General features: G+C 59.5%; 16 protein-coding genes. 11 read left to right on the top strand and 5 right to left on the bottom strand.

What is annotated here, in order from left to right:
* Positions 1-287: 287 nt before the first annotated feature.
* The 9 genes from J2W23_RS24195 to J2W23_RS24155 all read left to right on the top strand — a co-directional run bounded on the left by J2W23_RS24195 (position 288) and on the right by J2W23_RS24155 (position 10,740).
* Positions 288-1,121 (top strand): hypothetical protein, encoded by an 834-nt coding sequence (locus J2W23_RS24195; RefSeq protein WP_307650554.1) that lies wholly within the window; start codon positions 288-290, stop codon positions 1,119-1,121.
* Positions 1,122-1,642: 521 nt separating this feature from the next.
* The gene (gene dndC / locus J2W23_RS24190) at positions 1,643-2,770 is read left to right on the top strand and encodes a DNA phosphorothioation system sulfurtransferase DndC (protein WP_307650553.1); all 1,128 of its coding nucleotides are present in this window, start codon (positions 1,643-1,645) and stop codon (positions 2,768-2,770) included.
* Positions 2,763-2,975: a DNA modification system-associated small protein gene (locus tag J2W23_RS24185; RefSeq protein WP_307650552.1), complete on the top strand. Its 213-nt coding sequence runs from the start codon at positions 2,763-2,765 to the stop codon at positions 2,973-2,975. The genes dndC and J2W23_RS24185 overlap by 8 nt, the downstream gene beginning before the upstream one ends.
* 20 nt (positions 2,976-2,995) lie before the next feature.
* On the top strand, positions 2,996-5,065 hold the full coding sequence (gene dndD, locus J2W23_RS24180) for a DNA sulfur modification protein DndD (protein ID WP_307650551.1): 2,070 nt from the start codon (positions 2,996-2,998) through the stop codon (positions 5,063-5,065).
* Positions 5,062-6,606: a DNA translocase FtsK gene (locus J2W23_RS24175; RefSeq protein WP_307650550.1), complete on the top strand. Its 1,545-nt coding sequence runs from the start codon at positions 5,062-5,064 to the stop codon at positions 6,604-6,606. Before dndD ends, J2W23_RS24175 begins: the two co-directional genes overlap by 4 nt.
* Positions 6,607-6,623: 17 nt before the next feature.
* Positions 6,624-7,151, top strand: a complete 528-nt coding sequence (locus J2W23_RS24170; protein ID WP_307650549.1) for a hypothetical protein — start codon at positions 6,624-6,626, stop codon at positions 7,149-7,151.
* A 15-nt stretch (positions 7,152-7,166) separates the two neighbouring features.
* Positions 7,167-8,378 (top strand): DGQHR domain-containing protein, encoded by a 1,212-nt coding sequence (locus J2W23_RS24165; protein ID WP_307650548.1) that lies wholly within the window; start codon positions 7,167-7,169, stop codon positions 8,376-8,378.
* 149 nt (positions 8,379-8,527) lie between these two features.
* The gene (locus tag J2W23_RS24160; protein WP_307650547.1) at positions 8,528-9,325 is read left to right on the top strand and encodes an NYN domain-containing protein; all 798 of its coding nucleotides are present in this window, start codon (positions 8,528-8,530) and stop codon (positions 9,323-9,325) included.
* A 279-nt stretch (positions 9,326-9,604) separates the two neighbouring features.
* A protein-coding gene (locus J2W23_RS24155) for an IS3 family transposase (protein WP_373423979.1) occupies positions 9,605-10,740 on the top strand; the annotation gives its coding sequence in 2 pieces (ribosomal slippage) (positions 9,605-9,860 and positions 9,860-10,740; 1,137 coding nt in all).
* A 44-nt stretch (positions 10,741-10,784) separates the two neighbouring features.
* Here the strand turns inward: J2W23_RS24155 and J2W23_RS24150 are convergent.
* The 4 genes from J2W23_RS24150 to tnpA all read right to left on the bottom strand — a co-directional run bounded on the left by J2W23_RS24150 (position 10,785) and on the right by tnpA (position 13,822).
* Complete coding sequence (locus J2W23_RS24150; RefSeq protein WP_307650545.1) at positions 10,785-11,288, bottom strand: hypothetical protein; 504 nt, start codon at positions 11,286-11,288, stop codon at positions 10,785-10,787.
* Positions 11,285-13,000 (bottom strand): IS66 family transposase, encoded by a 1,716-nt coding sequence (tnpC, locus tag J2W23_RS24145; RefSeq protein WP_307650544.1) that lies wholly within the window; start codon positions 12,998-13,000, stop codon positions 11,285-11,287. The genes J2W23_RS24150 and tnpC overlap by 4 nt, the downstream gene beginning before the upstream one ends.
* A gap of 85 nt (positions 13,001-13,085) precedes the next feature.
* Complete coding sequence (gene tnpB / locus J2W23_RS24140; RefSeq protein WP_307650543.1) at positions 13,086-13,424, bottom strand: IS66 family insertion sequence element accessory protein TnpB; 339 nt, start codon at positions 13,422-13,424, stop codon at positions 13,086-13,088.
* The gene (gene tnpA, locus J2W23_RS24135) at positions 13,421-13,822 is read right to left on the bottom strand and encodes an IS66-like element accessory protein TnpA (RefSeq protein ID WP_256220320.1); all 402 of its coding nucleotides are present in this window, start codon (positions 13,820-13,822) and stop codon (positions 13,421-13,423) included. Before tnpA ends, tnpB begins: the two co-directional genes overlap by 4 nt.
* 283 nt (positions 13,823-14,105) lie before the next feature.
* On the opposite strand from tnpA, the gene J2W23_RS24130 reads away from it, so the two are divergent.
* Positions 14,106-15,245 carry a hypothetical protein gene (locus J2W23_RS24130; RefSeq protein ID WP_307650542.1) on the top strand — a complete coding sequence of 380 codons (1,140 nt, stop codon included), beginning with the start codon at positions 14,106-14,108 and terminating at the stop codon, positions 15,243-15,245.
* 442 nt (positions 15,246-15,687) lie between these two features.
* Positions 15,688-16,116: a hypothetical protein gene (locus J2W23_RS24125; RefSeq protein WP_307650541.1), complete on the top strand. Its 429-nt coding sequence runs from the start codon at positions 15,688-15,690 to the stop codon at positions 16,114-16,116.
* Positions 16,117-16,136: 20 nt separating this feature from the next.
* On the opposite strand, the gene J2W23_RS24120 is transcribed toward J2W23_RS24125, so the two are convergent.
* Positions 16,137-16,397: a hypothetical protein gene (locus J2W23_RS24120; RefSeq protein ID WP_307650540.1), complete on the bottom strand. Its 261-nt coding sequence runs from the start codon at positions 16,395-16,397 to the stop codon at positions 16,137-16,139.
* Between the last annotated feature and the right edge of the window lie 295 nt (positions 16,398-16,692).

Below are 16,692 nucleotides of genomic sequence, written 5' to 3'. Positions count from 1 at the left end.
GCAACATCTTTTGATAGTCTTGGTGGTCGTCTCACAGAGTCCCTGCTCCTTGAAAAGGAGTCAAAATCCGATAAGGCAGGTAACTCGCATCTTAAACAGTGCCGGGAGCTAAAAGGTCGTCAACAACCGTAGACATGGAGGTTGATTTTGAATGAGAGAAATAGAGGCTAATTGTCTAAGGACTAGGGTGTGATCTTTAGCCGGTTTGGCCTCTCTTTTTGATGACGTTGTCCCATGGCTCCTGGTTTTTCTTCTTTCATTTGCTTTTTAGCCACTGGGGGATTTGATTGCTGGTATCCATATTAAGTCAATTGGAGTCCCGCGCGCGGACGCTTGCTAATCAGTCGGAAGGTCATCTCGCGGTTGATGCCGAAAAAATTCCCGATACTCCAAAAGATGAGCAGATTGAGAACTTTCATTTATGGAGCGGCATGGCCGATGTGGGCGACAGCCTATTCGCCGCAGCAAAGCCTCTAGTCCCCGCACGACTGCTCAAAGAGTCAAAATGCGAGTTGCTAATGTCCACTGCACCCGTTGTGGTAGTCGGTGAGTACCGGCTGCGCCCTCTCGATGCGTATTTTCTGCAAATGGGCAGCCTGGTGCCACTGCCAGCCAATCCCAGCGGGCCAGATGCATGCGGAATCGAGTTGAGCCTGATGTTTTGTCGCGGGTATCCGCAGGCATTTCCGGGGCGTGAGCCTATTCGCTCAAATCCGCATCTGGTGATCGAATTTTCGATATGGGGATGGCGAGAAAGGCTGGCGCTACTCAGCCTATTGGCAGACCACCGCCGACTGATCGCGCGCTTGCTGGCGGTGCGAGGCCTACAGGTAACGACCGCGACCGGGGTGGTCGAATCCAGATCCGGTCGGGTAGGTGCGGCCTTCGAGTGCCTGAGCCGGTATGCCGAAGTTGCCATCGACGGCGAGAACAACATATCGATTGGCAGGGAGTTTCCGGCGGATGCGACTCAGGAGGAACTGCTAGAGGCGTTGGTGCCGCTTTCGATCCTCTGGGATGCGTGCTATGGCTACTGCAAGCCACGGAAGGCCAAGGACCGCCTGTTTGCTTATGCGGCCAGCCTGGTAACGCAAGCCGGAAGCAGGGTTGCTGATATATAACGAATCGCTGGGGTGCAGGATTCGGGTGAGCGCACCGGGTGACGGCTGACTTGAACGATGTCCGTGAGGAGGTAGGGCAACGCGCCGATGGAAAGAGCTTTCAAGACTCGAAAGGCCGAGCGCAATTTACAAAGTACGTCCTACGAGACGTGGGCGGAGGCTAGACTAGACGTGATCGATCTAGGGGCAGTCGTCCGGTACACGTCGCCTGCGGGCACTTTGATGTCAGCCAAGCTGACTTCCGGTACTGCCCCGAAATCTTCATTCGCTCATGCCCGCAAACTGACTGCCAACGACGCATCCGCTGGCATCATGCACCGCAGAGTTGACGGGGCTTCGGATGCCTCCAGGCAGCGTGTTTGTCCTCGGCCAACACCGAGCAGCTCCAGTAAGATGTCAGCATTCAGCAAAATTAGACGTGGCCTTCAGCTTTGCTCGCCCATTGGTCGATGGTCTTCCGCTGCGCCCGGGTGGTGCGTGTTGTTTTGCTATCCGAACTGGATGCATTTTAGGAAGATTCCGTGAGTTTTGAAGACACAAGTAGACCCATCCAAGAGCGATGGGCTGAGATTGTCCAGCACGTCAAGGACGAGTACCTTTCGACGGCGCAATCCTATCCGTGGATTGTTGGTTTTTCAGGGGGCAAGGATTCAACGGTTGTCGCGCACGCTGTATTCGAGGCTCTCCAAGCCATCCCGCCCAGCCACCGTACACGTCCAGTGCACATCGTCTCAAACGACACGATGGTCGAGAGTCCACTGGTGATGGCGCACTTAGACGATGTGTCCAGACAAATTCGGGCTGCTGTGGACAGCTTGAGCCTGCCTCTTACAGTAGCCAGAACTCGTCCGGATCTGGATAAGACCTTCTGGGTCCTACTTATTGGCAAGGGCTATCCGAGCCCGAACCAGCAAATGCGTTGGTGCACCGACCGCCTGAAAATCCAGCCAACGAGCACCTACATCAAGGACAACGTTTCGAAGCACGGTGCAGCGGTCGTCGTCCTCGGCGTGCGTCGGACCGAGAGTGTCCGCCGCATGCGCACGGTAGACAAATACGAAAACGACCGGGGCTCGAACCTCAATCCGCACTCGAGCATTGCCGGCGCCTATATTTTCCGGCCCATTGTCGAGCTGACCACAGACGATGTGTGGGAAATCCTCGGCTCGTTCCCTGCTCCCTGGGGCGGTACTCACACAAAGCTGTTCCAGCTTTACCGAGATGCTGAGGGCGGCGAGTGCCCGGTAGTGCTCAGCAAGGACGAAGCTCCCGGCTGTGGCACAAAGAACAGCCGATTCGGCTGCTGGACCTGCACGGTCGTCGAGAAGGACAAGAGCCTCCAGGGCTTTGTGGACTCCGGTCAGCATGCATACAAGCCGCTCATCGCCTTTCGCGATTGGCTCGTCTCCATTCGCAACGACAAGACCAAACGTAGCGCCATCCGGCGCAACGGGCGCTTGACCTTCGACGTCTCGGGCAAGCATATCCCCGGGCCATTCACCATCCAGGCTCGGCAGGAAATCTTGGACCGCCTGTTAGCAGTGCAGGCCGAGTTTGGTACCCAACTGATTACTGACGACGAGCTTGACCTGATTCACAAGTATTGGGCAATGGACCTGCAGCAAGAGGAGACGCTGGCAAATGCTTGATCCCTACGAAGAGAGTGGCGTTGCGGACCTGCCGCTATGGGCAGATGCAGACGCCAATGCGGTTCTGCAGGTGGTTTGCGCCAAGCACAAGGTTCCTGTACATGTCATCACAGACTTGGTGGCGCTGCAGCGAGAGCGGCAACACCAAGAACGAGCGGCAGGCATTAACGCACGCTTTGAGGAAATTCTCGGCGGTATGGAATAAAAATAAAGGAAGGCCGCACTTTGTGGATTTCAAAAATTGAGCTGACAAACTTTAAGAGTTATCGGCACGCAGAATTCAGTTTCCCCGAGCCCGAAGGCGAACAGAATATCGTTCTGATTGGGGGGATCAACGGATATGGCAAAACCTCTGTGCTGGAGGCGCTGTATTTGTGTCTCTACGGCAAGGACGCCATTGTGCACTTGGCGCGTGCCGGCCTTAAAACTGATGCGTTCAAGGGCTATCCGTCTTTTCTGGAGCGTGCCTTCAACGGTGAAGCCCGTCGCGATAGCGAGGACGTCATGTCCGTGCGTGTCGTCGTCCAGAAGACGAAGACCAAGGGCATCGACATCCTGCGCCGCTGGTATTTCCGTACGTCCACAGGCTCTTGGCTAGAAGATGAGACCGTCGTTCGCGAAGTGACGCGCGGTGTGCCTGGCCTGCCTAAGACTGACGGCAAGTCTGGCTTCCTGCTTTCCGAGATGTTGGACGACCACTTCGTGCCAGCACACGTAGCCCCGTTCTTCTTTTTCGACGGTGAAGAGGTCAAAAAACTAGCGGACCAGAACCGCGTCGAGCAGGTCAAGCAAGGCCTGGAAGGCCTGTTGGGCGTGATGCTGCTGCGGAACTTGTCCGAGCGGCTCAAGGGCTTTGAGGCGGCTAAACGCTCAGGCATTGCCAATGTCGATGACGAGAATATCGACCGAATGCTGGAGGCGTTGACTGCTGACGAGGTCAAGCTGGAAGCACTGAAGGCCGATGCAGAGCAAAGCAGGGAGCGACTTGACGAGCTCAAGGCCGAACGAAGCTCATTCTTCGAACGCATTACGGCCGCGGGCGGTGGCGGCGGAGACATCGCGACTGTCAAAGACTTGGTTGAGGAGCGGGAGCAGCTGCGCAATGGCTATAGAGATGTGCAGAAGGCTTTGGAGAGCATCCTGGCGGACAAGCTGCCGTTCCACCTGATGCCCAAGAGCCTGCTGGGAGACTTCCGGAGCCAACTGCAGCGCGAGATGGCCCTGACGGAGTGGCAAGCCGAGTGCCGGGCTTTGCAGCCCAAGCGCGCTAAGTTCGAGAATGCATTCCTGGGTGCCAGCACGCCGGAAATCTCTCCGAACCTGACCGATGCACAGGTAGCAGCCATTAAGGGTCGCATTGAGACCGCCTGGGCTTCTCTATTCCACCCGCCGCCGTCGAACTGCGCTGATGAAATCACTCACGGCTACTTGCATGAAAGTTTGCGTGAGCGTGCGTTGTCGTTCCTCGACTCCATCGATGTAGGGCAGCAAGACGTTCTTGAACTCCTCGGCAACCAGCGAGACCTAACCGCTCGTATTGAAGAACTCAATCGCAAAATTTCACGAGTTGAAGGCATTGACCGTGACGGCACCTTGGCTGAACTGAAGAAAAACCTGAACCGTGTCTCGAAGGAAATCGATGACATGGAGGCGCACATCCGTGAGGACGACCGCGAAGTCATTGGCCTAGAAGTCGCGGTAAACAACACCCGCGCCCGGTATCAACAAGAGACCAAGCGCCGTGATGAAACCAGCCCCGTGCGTCAGTTGCTCAGCAAGTCTGAACGGGTACGCGCGGTCATCGACGAGGTCATTCCAGCGCTGTTCCCACTCAAAGTCAAAGCTCTCTCCGATGCGATGACCCGGGTTTACAAGCAGTTGGCCCACAAGACGCAGGTGTCCCGCATCGTCATTGATGGCGATGGTTCAACCCGTGTACTTAGCAAGACCAACACTGAGATTTCGTTTGACCGCTCCGCTGGCGAAAACCAAATCTTTGCCACAGCTTTGATTGCCGGGTTGGCGGAGGTGTCGAAGGTGAAGGCGCCGTTGGTTGTTGACACTCCGCTGGGCCGTTTAGACAGCAAGCATCGCCAGAACATCCTTAATTTCTGGATCGGCAGCAAAAACCGGCAGGTCATCTTGTTGTCCCAGGACGAGGAAATAGATGCCGACTTCTTCAAGCGCATCAAAAAACATGTCAGCGCGACCTTCCTGCTTACGCACGAGGACGTTGGAGACGGCATGGGAAGAACGACGGTTATTCCGAACAAATACTTCGGAGGAGCTCTATGAGCGAGTTGGACCTTCAACAAGCACTGAGCACTCGACACAAGACCAGTCTGGAGGCCGATGGGTACACCGACCAGCTTCGACAGCACTTAGCCCTTGAAACAAGGGCGCAAGTTGTGCGGCTGGCGATTGGGCGATCATTGGCGATGGGCAGGCTACCTGATGTCACCGTTGACGGACAAGGTCGTGATGTCCCCACAATGTCATTGTTCACAGCCGAAAATATCGGCGCATGGGTCGGCTTGCTGGTAGCCCAGTCCCTCGCCCATGGCGGGCCGGTGATTGACTCGTTGGAAGGCCTTCGTCTGGCCATTCGGGCTCATTGGCATCGAGGCGCTCTGTCTCTGTGGTCCGATTGGATGGCGAGCAATGAGAACTACGACAAGTTCATCGAAACACTGATTGGTCGACGTTCGGAGATGCCGGAAGTGTCCGGCCGGAGGAATGCCCCCAAGATGCGTGACGATACGGATGCTGGCGGCCGTAAGGCGCCCGAAGACGCTTCAGCAACGCTTGTGAAAGCGCTGGAAGAGCTGGGCATCAAGGTTCAAGTCAAAGAGGCTATTCACGGGCCTCGTATCACGCGCTATCGTGTGCTATTGCTAAATCTGGCTGACTCCGCCAAGCTCAAGCGCAGCATGTCGCAGCTAGGACTGGCCATGAACTTGGGTGAGGCCCTGCCGACCGTTGCGAACGGCGACGAGGCGAAAACCGTCTTCATCGACCTGCCTCGCTCGAAGGAAACCTGGAAGGCCGTTGGCATCGAGCGGCTGCGCGAATGGGCGCACTCTGGCTCTCGCGACCCGAACCAGTTGATGGTGTATGCCGGTGTGTCAGTCACCGGGGAAGACCTCAGCTTCGACCTGGCTGTTGCACCGCACCTGCTGGTCGGCGGCACGACGGGCTCCGGCAAGAGTGTTTGTCTGCACTCATTGTTGCTGTCTCTGTTACTGCGCCATACGTTGGATACCTTGCAGCTTGCGCTGATTGACCCGAAGCAAGTGGAGTTCAGGCCGTATGCGAAGCTGCCGAACCTCTATCGCAACGAAATCGCGATTGAGGTGACTACCGCAAGGGGAATGCTAGAGGAGCTGGTCGTTGAGATGGACGCGCGCTATAGCATGTTCAACCGTCTTGGCGTTAACAACATCGGTGAAGCGCGTCGTAAGGGGCAGGCGCTGCCTTACATCGTCGTATGCATTGAAGAGATGGCCGACCTGGTCATGCAAGATCAGAACATCGAACCGTTGATTGCTCGTTTGGCGCAGAAGGCCCGAGCCGCTGGCATCCACCTAGTGCTCGCCACGCAGCGACCGGACGCGAAAACCTTCACGGGTCTCATTCGCAGCAATATCCCTGGACGGATTGCACTGACGGTTCAGAAGGGTACGGAATCCACCATCATTTTGGACGAGACTGGCGCGGAGAACTTGTTGGGGCAAGGCGATATGCTCTTGAAGCTTCCAGGTGAACCGCTGCGTCGCACTCATGGAGTCTTCCTGAGGCCAGAGCAGGTTTTGGCCGCAATTGGAAAAAAGATCTAGAAGCATGAGGGGACGCCATGACAACGGAATCGAAGGCTTGGACTCGGCGATGGGCTGCGCTGCGACGTGAGTTGGCGCTACGCGCAGTTGAGCCTATTGAGCACCCTACTTTTGTTATCTTCTTCCTAGCGATAGTTATCGGGGTCGGAGGTGTTGGCGCGTGGGTTGAGCTTTTCAAGCTCACTCGACCACAGGGAACGCCAGATCCTCTTGACGGACTGATCACTTCCCTCATTACCTTCTTCTTTGCGCTCGTGGGCACGTCGTGCACCCAGCTCATCATCGAAGAGTCGGAAAGCAAGGCCCTACGCGCGCTGGCTCAATTTGTTCTGTTTCTAGCCTTCGTCGGTGCTGTCCTTGCGACCGCTGGCGTGGGTTCTGGTAAGGCGGGCATTTGGCCCTGGACACTGGCATCTGTTGCTGCCTTAGTGGTTTGGTGGTTAGCCAACGCCAAGTCTCCAGGACTGAGGGATCCCGACGCACCGACCGGAGGCGCAGTGACGAAGAAGCTGCCGGGCAACCTTGCCGACTACAAGACAAAGTGATGCTGGGAGGATGACATGGTCACGTTTCCGTTGAGTGTGCCGGCTCTTCGAGTTGTCCAGCCCATTGGGGTGTACTACGTTGCGGTGATGCCTGCCGAGGTTTTGCTGCAAGTTTCGTACAGCGACAAGCTAACCGCTAAGTGGGACGCAAGACGCAACATCTATGTTCTTGAGGGCACGCAGCGTCCGTTGCAGGAGAAACGCTTTCAGCAAATAGCAGAGTACATAGCTCGCGCGGACTCAGCATTTCCCAACACTATTATCCTGGCGGCGAACTTTCGTCAGGAGGATGGTCTGCTTGAGACGGGGCCTGACGAAACAGCACAGCTTGGCACACCTGATCCACGTTGGAGCATTGCCGATGGTGCCGATGGACGCGCGGTCCTCACTATTCCGACAAAGGAAAAACTGGCCGCAATCATCGATGGGCAACACCGACTGCTTGGTTTCACACAGGTCAAAGATCCTGACCGTCTGAAGATGCAGTTGATTTGCTCAGTATTCCTTGGCTTGCCAAAGCCGTTTCAAGCCCAGCTGTTCGCCACGATCAACTCCACGCAGAAGGCGGTTGACAAAAGTCAGACATACGAATTGTTTGGCTATAACCTTGAGGACGAAGACCCGGAGGAATGGAGCCCAGACAAGCTCGCTGTTTTCATCGCTCGCAGGCTTGGCACGGACTCCGAATCGCCTCTGAAGGGGCGCGTCGTAATCGCGGCGGAGACGGATGAAGAGCTCAAGGCCTTGGGGGCAGGCGCGGACTGGCGAGTATCCACCGCTGTAATCGTTGATGGAGTTCTTCGTCTGATAAGCAGCAACCCGAAGCGCGACACGGCAGCCATGTTGGAAGGCAGCCGTAAACCTCGCGCAGTTCTTGGGCAAGGGCGTGTTGATCGCTCGGTGCTACGAGATCTATATCTTGCCGGACAGGATGAGGTGCTCTACATCATGACCCGCAACTATCTGAATGCATGCGAGAACGTCTTCTGGCGGGATGCGCCCCAAGACTCCTACATCACGAAGACTGTCGGGGTGCAGGCGCTCTTGGATATTCTGAAGCTCGTGGCCAAGAAGGCGAATGAAGATCGAGACATATCGGTACCTCGCTTCGAGGGGATTCTTAAGCCGGCGGCAAACATCGACTTTGCCACTGACGCGTTCAGGAATGCAAGCGGCGCCGGCAGGACAACCATAAAGCGTGCCATAGCGACAGCCTGCGGGCTCTAACGCGGTATCGAGTCGTTGGAGTTGGCCCGCGAGCAAGCGATAGGCGGCGGCGTTGTGTGTCTCTGAGGTCGGTGTACTCCCTCTGTTGCCTTTGACTCTGAAGCGCGGCGCGTGGACGTGAAGATGAACGCCAAACATTGGATCTGTGAATGAATATTTCATCTGCAAGTGGCGAGACTCGCGTCGCGGTTCTTGTGGATTGCGACAACGTCACTCCGGAGATTTTGGAGTACGCATTGCGTGTGATCGCACAGTTTGGACGTGTCGTCCTGCGCCGTGGCTACGGGAACCACGCCACCCTAGCCAACAAATGGCAGGAGGCGCTGGTTCGTTTGGCGTTCACCCCTTGCCTGCAGTATCAGTACGCGGCCGGCAAGAACACCGCAGACATCGCACTGGCTCTCGACGCGATGGAAGCCATGTTCGATCACCGGGCCGATACCTTCTGCTTGGTCACCAGCGATTCCGACTTCGCTTATCTGTGTCGCAAGCTGCGTGAGCGCGGTGCGACGGTCTGTATCGTCGGCGAAGCCAAGACCCCCGACGCGCTGCGCAACGCCAGCGATCAGTTCTTTGAGTGGGTGCGAACGGAAGCACCCGAGCTAGCGGTGGACGCGCCCGAAAAGGCTGTCTTAAAACCGGAGATGGCGAAGCCAGAAGTGGCCAAGCCAGCGATCAAGCGCAGGCCTCGGTTCCTCATTGATGCCGTCAGCTTGCTTGCCAGCGACACCTCCGAGGGCAAGGTTGGTCTAGGTGCCCTTGGTCAGTACCTCAAGCGCACCGACCCGGCGTTTTCGCCGAAGTCCTACGGACACTCCGGCTTGCTCGACATGGTCCGGACCTACGATTTGCTCGTATCCAAGCAGGAGGCGGAAGGGCTTTGGTCCGTGAGTTTGGCGGCCCAAGTGCCGGTAGGCTCAGACATGTCGGTTTCAATGCCGAACTGAGGGTGAGCGAAGTCGAGATCCATCCACTTTTCTCAATTCGTTGTCCGACAGTCAATAGCTCGCTTACCAATGTTCCGTATCAACCACGCATCGAACCGCATCATCAAGGTGAAGGAAGTCAGTTTCTCGGAACTGGGTTTCACTGAGCGGCACCACCTTCAAGAGTGGTTGGCAAACCAGCCTGACGCCCTCGGAGAAGAGCTGCTCGTCATGACCTGCCCCCTCCCGGCCGTACCAGCGTAATGGCAGTGAAGTCCGTCAACTTGGAGAATGACGGACATGAGAAAGAGCAGATACACCGAGGAGCAGATCATCGGTTTCATCAAGCAGGCCGAGTCCGGCTTGCCGATCAAGGATCTGTGCCGCAAAGGCGGCTTCAGCGACACGACCTTCTACAAATGGCGCGCCAAATACGGCGGGATGGATGTGCCTGACGCCAGGCGACTGCGTGAACTCGAGGCGGAGAACAACAAGCTCAAGAAGCTGTTGGCAGAGGCCCACCTGGACATCCACGCACTGAGCACTGCCTTCGGGGTAAAGTGTTAGCCCCACAGGCCAAGCGTGCCGCCGTCGCCACCATGATCGAGCAATGCGATCTGAGCGAACGACGCGCCTGCAGGCTTGTGGGGCTCTCCCGCGACAGCTATCGCAATCCACCCGAGGCCGATGCCATGACGCAAGAGCTCAGCAGCAAGATCGTCGAGATCGCGCATGCACGCTGGCGCTTCGGCTATCGGCGGATCCACGACATGCTGCGCCCGCACTTCCCGGGCGTGAACCACAAGCGCGTCTACCGCCTGTACAGCGCGGCCAACCTGGCGGTGCGCAAGCGCAAGAAGGCCAAGCGGCCCGTCAGCGAGCGCGTTCCGCTGCAACTGGCCAGCACGGTCAACGAGGTGTGGAGCATGGACTTCGTCAGCGACAGCCTGAGCACCGGGCGGCGCATCAAGTGCCTGACGGTGGCCGACGACTTCAGCCACGAGTGCGTGAGCATCTCGGTGGACTGGGCAATCTCGGGGCAATACGTCACGCGACTGCTGGATCAAGCCGCTGTCTTCAGAGGCTACCCGCTGGCTGTGCGCACCGACAACGGGCCGGAGTTCACCAGTCGCGCCTTCATGGGCTGGGCGCAGGCCCACGGCATCCGTCACATCCTGATCGAGCCGGGACGGCCCATGCAGAACGGCTACATCGAGAGCTTCAACGGCAAGTTCAGGGACGAGTGCCTGAACGAACAGTGGTTCGAGACGCTGCAGCAGGCCAGATCGGCTATCACGCTCTGGCGCCAGGACTACAACGAGGTCAGGCCGCACAGCAGTTGCCAGCGAATGCCTCCGTCGAAGTTCGCCCAGCTGCATCGCCAGCGCGCTGGCGATGCAGCTCGATCCAGCTCAACAACCACCGAGATCAATTAATCTGTGAGCGTCCAGTCATCCCATCTTGACCGGCCCCACGCGGTTCACTTGGACTGCAACTGCGCTCCGACGTAGGCCACGCACTCCACGAGGTTGAGGGCGGCCAGCAGCAAGAACTTCTCGGCGTCAGTTCTCACGCGCAGCAGGTCGTGCTGGCCAAGGTGGCCGTACACGAACGCCAACAAGTAGCGCTCGGGGTGGTCGACGCAGAACTTCGTGATCATCTGCGCAACGAGGTCTGGCGGCACGCCCTCGGTGAACTGCATCGTCGCCGTCAGCCGCTGCAAGCAGGTTTCCTGGACGTCTTCAGAGATCGTCGGCACGGCGTGCCCGCAGTGCTTCATGGCCTGGAAGGCGACCAGCAGAACGTGGATGGGCACCTCAAGCTGCAGCATGTCGACACCGTAGCGAGGCAACACAAGGATGGAGGCCAGCAGGTTGGGCTGCTGGACGTAGATTTCGTCAGCCAGCTCAACCTTCTGCTGCGCGCTCATGCGGTCGACGTCGATGTTCGCCCGGACCATCACGGCCTGCGTGAGCAAGGTCATGGTCGCGCGTCGGACGCTGGCTGCCATCGGTGCGGCAGCAAGTCCTCGATCTGGCTGGCGCGCTGCGTCGGCAGGCGCTGCAACACGTCGCGCAGGTAGGCCCAGGGGTCATGGCCGTTCAGGCGCGCCGACTGCACCAGGCTCATCACGATGGCGGCGCGTTGGCCAGCGAGTTCACTGCCCACGAACATCCATGCCTTGCGGCCCATCGCCCACGGCTTGATTTGGCGCTCCAGGTGGTTGTTGTCGATGGCGACCGCGCCGTCGTCCAAGTGACGCGTCAGCGCGGCCCAGTGCCCCAGCGTGTAGTCGATGGCCTTGGCCGTCGGGCCGCCGTCGGCTACCAGCCGGCGCTCCAGTTGTAGCCAGTGCTTGAGCTCTTCCCACAGCGGCCTGGCGAGCTGCTGGCGTTGCGCCCGGCGCTCGTCATCGCTGAGCTCTTTGAACTGTGCCTCGACCCCGTAGATGCGCGCGAAGCGACGCACCGCCTCCAGGCCCACCACGCTGGTGCCGTCGTGCGTCAACTCTTCGAAGTTGCGGCGCGCGTGCGCGGCGCAGGCTGCGCCCAGGCGGTCCGGATACAGCCGGGGATCGACCACGGTCTCGTAGGCGCTGTAGCGGTCGGTCAGCAACGTGCCCGACCATCGTCGGCCGTGTCTCCCTCGGCCTCCCAGGAATGCCAGCGGGTACTGCGCCCCGCGTCCCGGGCAGAACTCGTAAATCACACCAGGCACCTTGTCGTGCCAGCTTCTGGCGTAGGCCCAGACGTAGGCTCGGCGCGTCTTGCCCGCGCCGGGGTCCAGCAGGGCCACTGGGGTCTCGTCGGCGTGCAGCACCGCGCAGCTGAGGATGAAGCGCCTGTGCGCCTCGTGCAGCGGCTCCAGCGCCGCACCTGCCTGGCCGGTGATGGACGCCAGCGTCGAGCGCGGTGTGTGCACGCCGCTGCGGGCGTTGATGGTCGCTTGCCGGTAGTACGGCATGTGGTCCACGAAGCGGCTGATCAGCGTGTGCGCGACGAAGCCGCTGGCAGCGATACCGCCCTCGATGACTTCTGCCACGCTGGGCGCCTGGCGCAGCACCTGGCAGCAGCGGCAGGCCCACTTGCCATAGATGTGGCGGTGCACGAAGAACTCGGCCGGCACGATGTCCAGGCGCTCGCTGACCTCCTGGCCGATGCGCGTCATCGGGCGCCCGCAGCCGGGCTCCAGGCAGTCGGTGCGCTCGGGCTCGTGGTGGTGTTCGACACGGCGCAAGTGATCGGGGAACGGGTTGCGGCGCGGCCGGCGCGGGGGCGCCTTGGTCGTTGTGTCCAAGGCGGTTGCGCCGGCTGCGGCCGCGGCGGCTTCACGCCGAAGCCGCTCGAGCTGCTCGCGCAGGCCCGCCTCGTCCTCGGCCAGTGTCTCCTCGAACAGGCGGTGCTGCTCGGCATTCATGGCCTCGGACTTGGCGCCGAACTTCCAGCGCTTGAGCCTGGCCAGCTCGAAGGTGATCTTCTCGATCTTGGCCTCGCGCAGTGCGATCTCGCGGTCCTTGCGCTGCAGCAGCGCGTCGCGCTCGGCGAGCGCCTGGTCGCGTTGCGCAAGGACACGGCCATGCTCGGCCAGCTGCTGCTCCTGGTCTTGCAGCCGCTGGAGCAACTGGCCAACCAGCGCAGCTGTCTCGGCGGACAGTCCCGAAGGATTCGCTGCAGGAAGATCACGCGCACCAAGCATGCGTTGAATGATGCCAGTGCACGGCAAGGCCAACCTCGGCACATCCACTGTCAACGCATGGGCAGATGGCGTGGGCGCCGGCTCCTCAGGCTCGCGTGATGACGCTCAGCTCGGGAAGGCGCTGCCAGGGCAGGCCCAGGACCAATGCGTCGAACTGCGCAGGTGTGAGCGACAGCAAGGGCGTCGTGTGGGTCGTGCCCGGCCAGACGAAGCGCCCCGCGTTGAGCCGGCGCGCCGCGCACCACACGCCGAAGCCGTCGTGCACCAGCAGCTTGACACGCGTGCCGCGGGCGTTCGCGAACAGGTAGCCATGGTGCGCCTGCGCTGCACCGAAGACTTGCACGACGCGCGCCAACAGGCGGTCGGCGCCGGCGCGCATGTCGATAGGGTCTGCGGCCAGCCACATCGCGTCGATGCGGATCATCGAAGCAGCTCGCGCATCCAGGCCGCGCACTCGCTGGCGGCGCTCGCCGGCCAGGTCACGGTGACCACTATCGGCCCACGTCGCAGCTCGATGCGAACGTCCGGGACATGAGCCGGCTGCCCTGGTGGCGGCAAGCTGACCGGGACGAACACTGTCTTGGCTTCTTGCGCCTTCGGGGTCTCGGCGGTGGTCGCGCTGACGACGGTGGTTGCCGAGTTCATCTCTGCGTCGCGAACCCATCGGCGCAGCAGATTCGCGTTGACGCCGTGGGCCATTGCCACAGCCGCCATCGACATGCCCGGCTGCATGCAGCTGGCCACGGCGTTCGCCTTGAATTCGTCGCTGTGAATGCGACGTCGCCGACGTGTGCCGGCTTGTTGATCGGGGATAGTGCTCACGTGTCCACCAAGAGTTGTTGATGGGGACTAGGCTCCTATGCTCCGCGCAGGCTTTCAAGATGGTTGGACTGGACGCTCACCCTGCTTATGGTGGGTTGGCGGACGCAGGGCCAACAGTGCGCCCATCAGGCGTCTGGTCTTGCAAGGGGGCCCAAACCACTACGTCACGCTCTCAGCGCTTTCGGTACGGGGCCGCTCGCCCGCCAACGCGTTGATGTCGGTTAGGCTCCTTGACTCCTTTTTTGTGTGTGGGGTTGCAGGAGCCCCCGAGCTGGAAGACCAATTGACAGTTTTGATTCACTTTGAAGAGCTGCGCGTCGCCGTCAGCGACGTGTTGATGTCCGTCGCGGTCAAGGGCGGTGGCATATGGCTGCCAAGTATTGGTCTGCCTCACGTCGCGAATCCGGACCTACCTATTCGGCCAACTAGCCTGGTCCGCAAGTTCTTCAGAGTTCAGCGACCCGGCAGTGCCGGAATGTTCCTGGTCTGCGGGACGCGTTCGCACATCCAAGAGGTTGTCGACAATGTGGAAGGTCTGATCTCCGGCACGCGTCGCCCGCCCGCTGCGTTGGCGCACCAGCTCTTTCCGGACAACGTGGCGAGTCTTGTCGATGTTGCATCGAAGATGGCCGAGGACCACGAGAAGGCGGAGTTCGAACTGCTTGGGCGGGTGGATGGAGCCGACTACTCGCGACACCTTCGGCAGACCATCCCTCGCCGCCTGCCATACTGGGGCAGCGTGGTGGCGATGGGGTCGGGCGCGCGCGACGCGCTTGAGTGGCTGGATGCGAAGGGACGATCGTATGAAGCGCACGGCCTCATGGATGACGATGCCGACATGAAATGCTTGCGTGCACTGAATGCCGTGCCGTCGCTGCTTCTTGAAGAAGACACCCGGGCGATGAGAACGGTTAAAGAGGGTGTTGGTGGCTACTACGAAAGCTTCGCGATTGGGCACGACACCCTGCGGCCGTCGGACAATGTCCTCACGATCTTTGGTCGGTTCAAGGCCGGTGGTACGGGGCCATTGTTTGAGCTTCGTCGAGTTTTCTTTCACATCTACGATGTTGACACCCTAGTGATTGGGTCCGTCACAGAGCTTCCGCGCGATATCAGTGTGGGGCAACCGCTTAGGGTGCCGCTGGAGGATCTGGCGGTGACTCACGTGGGGCCGTTCGGTGACGCACCTGCGATGACCTGGAACTCCTCTCGGCTTGCGATCAAGATGAACTCGCCTGAGGCGATGCGTTTGACAACATACCGAGGACCCAACGACAGGGCTGTCCAACGGTTTTACGAGGGGCTGGGCGAGCGACGTTTGCTGAACTTCAAGGTGGCCGGGGGCTTCTTGCATGTTCAACTCAACCCGGAAGCGTTTACTCATTACTTGGGCCGTTCGGACATCAAGACGCCATTGGCCTAGAGGTTGAAGTAAGCGCGCGGGCCAGATCGGGAGTCCGGAGGTATGTCTGCGCAAGCATCGGGCCTGTTCAAATCAACCTCGGCGAATTGGGAATTGCCCCCGAAGCACCGCGAGACCATGCTCCACATCAGTTAACTTTGGCGTAGTCATGTCGTTGCCCAAGTTACTGCTCGGGCTGCGCGCATTCGGCGGGACGTCGGAGCCTATAGCAGCGAGATTTTTCGCCCTTAAGGCGAGGGTACCAAGGAATGTCCAAATTGTTCTGGTGGTCGATGCTAGCGGCACCGAGAGGCAACATCAAGTTGAGCGAGTGGGTTTCTTCCGCTGGGCACCTTTTCGCGCGCGTTGGTCGGGAAGTGATTTCAGCGGTGCGCGTGCGGCCGTTTGCTCAACCAACGGTAATAGGGTGTTTACGTGCCTTTGGTTTTCGTCGGTTGACTAAATGAACAAGGCTGATCTCGAGCGGGAATTCTGGCGACTGTGTCAGGTCGTCGACTCTGCGGACACCGTGGAAGCCAGCGTCCCCGATCTCGAGTCGCATCTTCTCAACGTCTTTAACTTCGTCAAGGCAAATCTCGATCAGCGAGAAGTGCTTGTTCGGTGCTTCTGTGCGCAGGTCGATGGCTCGCGAACCTACACAGATTGGATCGTGTTGTTCTGCATGCGCGAGCTCAGGTGGCAAGAGGTTCATGACGCCGCGAATCGCCGGTTCGAACTCGCAGGCGGCACAAATGCCCCGAGGCTAATGAACTGGATCAGCCATATCAACTGGGCGTACGACGAGGCTCCTTGGGAGGACGCGGCCTTCTTCCTCTACTTCTGGCAGAAAGAGCATCCGGGTGAACCCTGGCCGTGTCAGCCTCTCGGTTGATCCTCTCAAGGGCGCCCGATTCATCCTGACTTTGTCGGCCGCTTACGTACTTCCGACCCATCGGCGGCGACCATCACACCAGACGCGCTCTCGGCGACTTCCACGCGCACCCCCATGTGCTCGTGGACGTTGGTATTTGTGCCGGCGATGCCTTCGCGTCGGGTCTCTGCATAGCCCGCGTGCTGTGCGGGGGTGAGGATGAATTTCTGCGGGTAGGCGTTGTTGTTCGCCTTCCAGTGGTTGATGACTCCTTCGGTCATCGAAAGATAGAGACTTGCCATCGTCTGATGGCAGCGGCCGCGCCGCAGGCGCCTTATTGCATCGCGTCGCTACAGTGACGCTGCAACCGAGGCGGCAGCCGCGTCCTTGATCTTCCGCAGGACGTTTGTGACCGTCTGCGGGCTAACGCCCACGGCTTTTGCCGCTTCGCCGGGACGCATTTCGTCGGTGAGGACCATTCGTGCGGCGTCGAGGGTTGCAGGTAATAGTCCGCTCGAGGCCGTTGTTGACGGCTGGGTGGTTTAAGGCGTGATGTCGGTGACGTGTTGAAGCAGAGCGAACGCCACGCGCCATGCA

This window comes from Variovorax boronicumulans, assembly GCF_030812215.1.
Classification (GTDB): Bacteria; Pseudomonadota; Gammaproteobacteria; order Burkholderiales; family Burkholderiaceae_C; genus Variovorax; species Variovorax boronicumulans_C.
The sequence above is the reverse complement of the archived record's forward strand: the minus strand, read 5'-3'. Positions and strand labels throughout refer to the sequence as shown.